At 32.5% G+C, this 4594-nt stretch carries 8 protein-coding genes; all 8 read left to right on the top strand.

Going from position 1 to position 4594, the window contains the following annotated elements:
* Positions 1-140 precede the first annotated feature (140 nt).
* On the top strand, positions 141-656 hold the full coding sequence (locus tag Q5O30_RS03790; protein WP_021952431.1) for a GNAT family N-acetyltransferase: 516 nt from the start codon (positions 141-143) through the stop codon (positions 654-656).
* Between the two features lie 65 nt (positions 657-721).
* A complete protein-coding gene (locus tag Q5O30_RS03785) occupies positions 722-931 on the top strand; it encodes a hypothetical protein (protein WP_021952430.1) in 210 nt (69 codons plus the stop codon).
* Positions 932-1654: a hypothetical protein gene (locus Q5O30_RS03780; protein WP_021952429.1), complete on the top strand. Its 723-nt coding sequence runs from the start codon at positions 932-934 to the stop codon at positions 1652-1654.
* A 148-nt stretch (positions 1655-1802) separates the two neighbouring features.
* Complete coding sequence (locus Q5O30_RS03775) at positions 1803-2048, top strand: hypothetical protein (protein ID WP_117998294.1); 246 nt, start codon at positions 1803-1805, stop codon at positions 2046-2048.
* Between the two features lies 1 nt (position 2049).
* On the top strand, positions 2050-2250 hold the full coding sequence (locus tag Q5O30_RS03770; protein WP_302674562.1) for a hypothetical protein: 201 nt from the start codon (positions 2050-2052) through the stop codon (positions 2248-2250).
* 71 nt (positions 2251-2321) lie between these two features.
* Entirely contained in the window at positions 2322-3362 is a 1041-nt protein-coding gene (locus tag Q5O30_RS03765) for a DUF5688 family protein (RefSeq protein ID WP_021952426.1), read from the top strand.
* A 111-nt stretch (positions 3363-3473) separates the two neighbouring features.
* On the top strand, positions 3474-4016 hold the full coding sequence (locus Q5O30_RS03760; protein ID WP_021952424.1) for a JAB domain-containing protein: 543 nt from the start codon (positions 3474-3476) through the stop codon (positions 4014-4016).
* Between the two features lie 5 nt (positions 4017-4021).
* Positions 4022-4594 (top strand): DUF3991 domain-containing protein (locus Q5O30_RS03755; protein ID WP_302674561.1); only part of this gene is annotated, 573 nt, incomplete at its 3' end.

Below are 4594 nucleotides of genomic sequence, written 5' to 3'. Positions count from 1 at the left end.
ATGCCAGAAATACATAACTAAGTTTATAAGTAGTATTTCCTCTTGCTTTCAATCTCGTTAAGAGGCTGAGAGTAAGAGGGAACTTCTAGTTTGATAAAATGAAAAATTAGCGTGTATTTGACTAAGGAGGACTTAAAATAATGTTGGAGCTAAAAAAATTATCTGTCGATGATGGTTTCGATGTTTACAAGATGTTACAAGAAATTCCAAGTGAAGAGAATGGATTACTTAATAAAGCTAATGGATTAACATTTGATGAATACAAAGAATGGTTAATTGCAAAACAGAGAGATGCTGAACAAAAAGGAATTGTGGATGGTTGGAAAGTACCTTCTACCACTTTTTGGTTGTATGTAGATGGTATTCCTGTTGGGTTTGGTAGCATTAGACATTTTCTGACGGAGGCATTGAGTCAGACGGGTGGACATATAGGTTACGGAATTGCACCACAGTTTCGTGGAAATGGATACGGTAATGAAATATTAAGATTATTGCTTAAGAAGGCAGATGAAATAGGATTAGAAAAAGTATTGGTAACAGTTGATTTAGATAATATAGCGTCTCAAGCGGTAGCGTTGGCAAATGGAGGTGTTATTACTGGTAGAACTGATGAAAATGTTCTAATTTGGATTGATACTAAGAATATAACGATTTAAATAGTAGACTAGAGATATACCAACTTATTAAATTGGAAAATAAGAATTTGTAGGGGCGGTATAATATGAGCAAGTATAATCCATTATGGAATTGGATAAAAGAAAATGACACTGACAGTTTTAAACTGACTTATGCCAAAATAGAGAAAATAGTAGGTCTGCCAATAGACCATTCTTTTTTTAAATATAAAAAGGAGTTGTTTCAATATGGATATAAAGTTAGGAAGATTTCTATGAAGGAGCATAAAATGGAATTGGAAAAGGTGGTGGAGTAAATGAAAAATGAAATCAGGATATCACGATTTGGAAGGAATCAATTAATATGTAAAAAGAAAAAATGGATAAAGCCAGTTTTAATAGGTACCATTATTGCTATTTTATTTGTGTTATTGTCTTTGAAATGTGAAGAAATGATACGATGTAGGATAGGCGAACTATCTATTGATAACGATGCTAACGCAACATGGATTGGATCGCTGGCATCTTACTGGGGTGGTATCATTGGTGGTGTATTCTCTGGAACGATTGCGATTTTTGGAGTATTTTACACAATACAGTTCACCCGTGAAGCTGATAGAAAAAAGGAAAGACAAAGTATTCAGCCATTTCTTAATGTAGAAATAGTAGGAACCGCATCTAGAACTGTAAAAAAATTTCAAATTGCAGATGAACCAAAATATGTAAACGGAAAAGCTACACAAGAGTTTTATCCTATATATTTGTCTATTACAAATATAGGAAATGGATTTGCCAATACATTAACGTTTGGAACGGGAGAAAGCTTAACAGGTGTAAGTTTTAAAGAAGTCTTTATAGTAAATCAGAAAAAAGAAGTTTTACTAAATGTTCAAACATATAAAATGGGAAGAGGAGTCAAATTTTTTATTTGGTTTGCTGACAGCATGACAAACGAGTATGTTCAATATTACGAATTAAAACGAAATGAAGATGGTACAGGATATGATTTAGATGTAGGATATCCTAATTTAATAGAGTAAGAATATAGCTTTTTAACTATTATAGTTGGAAGAGTATTGTAGACTGTAACTGAAAGACTACTGTTAAAATGATAAATCCCAGTTTGTCAATTTAATAACATTTAAAGTTTAGCATCTGCTATTACAGCAGGTGCTTTTATATTGCCGGGTGATAACATTTATTCTATATTTAAAAATAATTTTAAATATGGTTACATTATACCGGAGAAAAGATGAATATATCAAAAATCCCCCAAAAGAGCTTTTGCACAAAACATTTTCTGAAGATGAAGTAAATAAAAAAGAAAGCTGTATTAACAGTGATAAAATATGTGATTATATTGCAAAAGAGTTTAATGTCAAACGTTTTATTTATGAAACGGGAAGCGAAAGAAGTACTGAAAAAGATATTTGATATGAATATTAGTGAAATCCCCACTGATGAAATGTTAATAATTATGGATAAAATAAAGTCAGATGAGAATAGCTGGATAGACAAAGAAACTGTAAGGGCACTTTCAGAAAGAAATATAGAAAAAACTAAAGAGCCTAATGGTGTTGTAGTTATGAATCCAGATATTAACGGGGATTATGAAGAAAAAATAAAAATTAGATAAAGAAAAAGAAACAAGGAAGATGTAAGCTGTATGACTGCATCTTCTTTTTTAGTTTAAGGAGGAAATAGTAAATGATGAATTACGAAATTTTTAAAGAAGTATTTAAAGAGAAACTTTTAGATTATATGCCGGATGAATTTAAGGAGCATAGAGTCGTGGAACACAAGGTATTTAAAGTTAATTGCGAGAAGGATGCAATTAATTTACTATCAGGGGATGGCAAGAGTAAATATAAAGGTTCACCAACTATTTATGTGGGTGAATTTTATGAGATGTACAAGAATAGAGAAAACTTGGATTATGTAATGAATTGTGCTGCAGAACTTATGTTAGATGGTTATAAGAATCTTCCGGAGGCTATTAAAAACAAAGATATTGCTGTTGAAACATTTAAAGATCGCGTTGTTGTAACTTTGGTTAATACAGCTCAGAATGAGGAATATCTTAAGAACATTCCGCACAGAGATTATTTAGATTTGTCAATTATTTATAAAGCAGTTATAAGCAATGATAAAAGTGGCATGAGTTCAGTGGTAATAACAAATGACGTAGCCAGTCAGATGGGAATGAATGAAGAACAACTTTATGAAGTGGCAATGAAGAATACACCTGAACTTCTTCCGGTAAGTATCCAGGATATGCAGGATGCAATAGGTGAAATGTTGCTTGAAGAAATTGCAGGGGATGAATATGAAGAGGAAAGAAAAGAAATTGACGACACAATTAGTGAAGTTGTTGATGATAACTGTCAAACGAAAATGTATGTTATGACAAACAGGAGAAAAATTAATGGAGCAGCAGAAATTCTGTTTCCGGAAAATCTTGATAAATTAGCATCTGTTTTACATTCAGATATTTATATCATTCCTTCGTCCATTCATGAAGTAATTGCAATATCATCAAACGGACATAGTGCTGATGAATTACAGGAGATGGTAAATGACATCAATATGAATCAGGTGGATTTGGAAGACAGATTATCCAATGAAGTATATCACTATGACAGAAATAAAAGAGAGCTAACCATTGCAACAAACGCACCAAATAAGAGATTAGACGGAAAATCAGTAACTGAATCAATTAGCTATGGTATTCAGGATAAATCATTGTAGGTGAGCTTATGGAGATTGAAATTAAGATTGAAAAGCTCGATGAATTGACTGAAATTGTAAATTCAATTGATGGAGAGTTTGTCATTCAGATGGAGTGGGAGGATAAAGAGCATGAAGATTAGCGATGATTTTAAATTAAATGTGGTGTCTGTAAGGCTTGTAAAAGAAGCTCCAATTCTATCTGACATAAAGATTTCAAATCCGGAAGTAGCAGTTCAGGTGATTGGAAAATATCTTTGCAAAATGGACAGAGAAGTTTTGTGTGTAGTTAACTTGAAAAGTGATAATACGCCCATTAACTGTACTATGGCAAGTATGGGGTCCCTCAATCAGTCTATTGTAAGTCCAAGAGAAATATTTAAAGCAAGCATTCTTTCAAATGCAGCGCATATGTTGTTGATTCATAATCATCCTTCGGGATCGTTAAATCCGTCTAAGGAAGATATTGAAATTACGGACAGACTTATAAAACTTACTGATTTAATGGAAATACCATTACTTGACCATATAATTGTTGGTGGTGATGAAGCACAATATTTCAGCATGAGAGAAAAGGGGATTATGCTACATAAAAGAACAGTCTTTGAGCAGGATTACAATAATCTTAAATTTAATGACAGTGCAATGGTAGCTGAAAAAGAAAAGAGCAGGTGATGCAAATGAATAACAGATTTACAGAGGAAGAATTAGACATAGCAAAATCTGTTGATTTATGTTCCGTGGCTTCATTTCTTGGTTACACGGTAAAAAAGATTGGAAAGTACTATACCTTAAAGGAAATGGATTCCATAAGGATTTATAATCGGACTAACTGGTATCGTTGGTCGAGACAAAGTGAAAAGGGAAGTAATGGTGGCTCCCAGATAGACTTTTTACGAGTGTTTGCAGGAATGGATGTTAAAGAAGCGGTCTTTTGGTTACTTGATTTTGCAGGATATAAGAAAGCAGATGACAGTGAGAGACATAACAGTCTGAAACATTGTGTAGATAAATTCAGTATAGACACAGAAGAAAAAGAATTTGTTCTTCCTAAAGAATCAGACAGTTTTAATTATCTTTATTCGTATCTGCAAAATAAAAGAATGATTAGCAGGAAATGCATTGACTACTTTGTAAGTCATAAACTGATTTATGAATCAAGAGATTACCACAATATAGTTTTTAAAGGAAATGATAAAAAGGGAGCCACAAGATTCGCAAGTATGAGAGGTGTTTTTGATAAAAATGGTCAT

It is taken from the genome of Eubacterium sp. CAG:161 (genome assembly GCF_000432355.1).
Classification (GTDB): domain Bacteria; phylum Bacillota; class Clostridia; order Lachnospirales; family Lachnospiraceae; genus Eubacterium_G; species Eubacterium_G segne.
This window is presented reverse-complemented; position numbering and strand designations above follow the sequence as displayed.

Excerpts from the sequence above, each read along its gene's own strand:
- Q5O30_RS03790 (WP_021952431.1), top strand. The coding sequence starts at position 141 with ATGTTGGAGCTAAAAAAATTATCTGTCGATGATGGTTTCGATGTTTAC.
- Q5O30_RS03785 (WP_021952430.1), top strand. The coding sequence starts at position 722 with ATGAGCAAGTATAATCCATTATGGAATTGGATAAAAGAAAATGACACT.
- Q5O30_RS03780 (WP_021952429.1), top strand. The coding sequence starts at position 932 with ATGAAAAATGAAATCAGGATATCACGATTTGGAAGGAATCAATTAATA.
- Q5O30_RS03770 (WP_302674562.1), top strand. The coding sequence starts at position 2,050 with ATGAATATTAGTGAAATCCCCACTGATGAAATGTTAATAATTATGGAT.
- Q5O30_RS03765 (WP_021952426.1), top strand. The coding sequence starts at position 2,322 with ATGATGAATTACGAAATTTTTAAAGAAGTATTTAAAGAGAAACTTTTA.
- Q5O30_RS03760 (WP_021952424.1), top strand. The coding sequence starts at position 3,474 with ATGAAGATTAGCGATGATTTTAAATTAAATGTGGTGTCTGTAAGGCTT.